This window comes from Neisseria sp. P0009.S007 (assembly GCF_051962515.1).
Window position 1 is genome coordinate 1 of sequence record NZ_JBQCVF010000456.1, and the last position, 1113, is coordinate 1113.

General features: G+C 46.3%; 2 protein-coding genes. Both read right to left on the reverse strand.

Features of this window, described 5'->3' with window-relative positions; all coding sequences use genetic code 11:
• Nucleotides 1-51: 51 nt before the first annotated feature.
• Complete coding sequence (hisA, locus tag ACTHS3_RS14025) at nt 52-789, reverse strand: 1-(5-phosphoribosyl)-5-[(5-phosphoribosylamino)methylideneamino]imidazole-4-carboxamide isomerase (RefSeq protein WP_293192291.1); 738 nt, start codon at nt 787-789, stop codon at nt 52-54.
• A 73-nt stretch (nt 790-862) separates the two neighbouring features.
• Nucleotides 863-1113 (reverse strand): glutamine amidotransferase-related protein (locus ACTHS3_RS14030; protein ID WP_440368254.1); only part of this gene is annotated, 251 nt, incomplete at its 5' end.

Genomic DNA, 1113 nt, shown 5'->3' on the forward strand with positions numbered 1-1113 from the left:
CGCCTGTTACACCTTGCAAAGCCCTAATCTGCATAATTAAACGCACTTAGGTCAGACCAAAGAATCGGCCAGTTTTTGTGCCTGTGCGAAATCAATACTTCCCTCATAAATGGCGCGGCCGGTAATCGCACCGCTCACACCCTCTTTTTCAACGGCACACAATGCGTGGATATCGTCCAAATTCGTCAAACCACCGGAAGCGATAATCGGGATATTCACTGATTGAGCCAATTTAACGGTAGCCTCGATATTCACGCCACTCATCATGCCGTCGCGACCGATATCGGTATAAATAATGCTGTTGACGCCATCGTCTTCAAAACGCTTGGCCAAATCGACGACGTGATGCTCCGTTACCGTTGCCCAACCGTCTATCGCCACCATCCCGTCTTTGGCATCCAAACCGACGATAATCTGCCCCGGAAAGGCCTTACATGCCTCGCGCACAAATTCAGGATTTTTCACCGCGGCCGTACCGATAATCACATCGGTCAGCCCCAAATCCAAATACTTTTCAATGGTTCCCAAATCACGGATACCGCCGCCAAGCTGTACCGGAATATCTTTGGCTACGGCGGCCAAAATTTCTTTAATCGCCGGAAAATTTTGAGGAACGCCTGCAAATGCGCCGTTTAAATCAACCAAATGCAAACGGCGTGCGCCTTGATTGCGCCAATGCAAAGCCATCTCTGCCGGCGAATCGGAAAATACCGTCGCCTGCTCCATCAAGCCTTGTTTTAAACGAACACAGCGTCCTTCTTTCAAATCGATGGCAGGTATCAACAGCATTTTTTTCTCCTCTATTCAATTTCAGTATATTTTACACAAATTAGCGATTTTTAGCAGATTTATGTTAAAAACCTCAAATCTGCCAATTTAAAAAATTACGCAGCAGCAGCAATCCTGCCTGATGGCTTTTTTCCGTGTGAAACTGTGTGGCAAACACATTGTCCTTACCGACAATGCAGGCAAATTCATTCGGATATTCGCTGACGCCTAAAACAATCTCTTCATTTTTCGGCGCAAAATAATAGCTGTGAACAAAATAAAAATACTCGTTCTGCCCAATGTCTTGAAATAAAGGGTGCGGACGGGTTTGGCGCACTGTATTCC

Excerpts from the sequence above, each read along its gene's own strand:
- hisA (WP_293192291.1), bottom strand. The coding sequence starts at position 789 with ATGCTGTTGATACCTGCCATCGATTTGAAAGAAGGACGCTGTGTTCGT.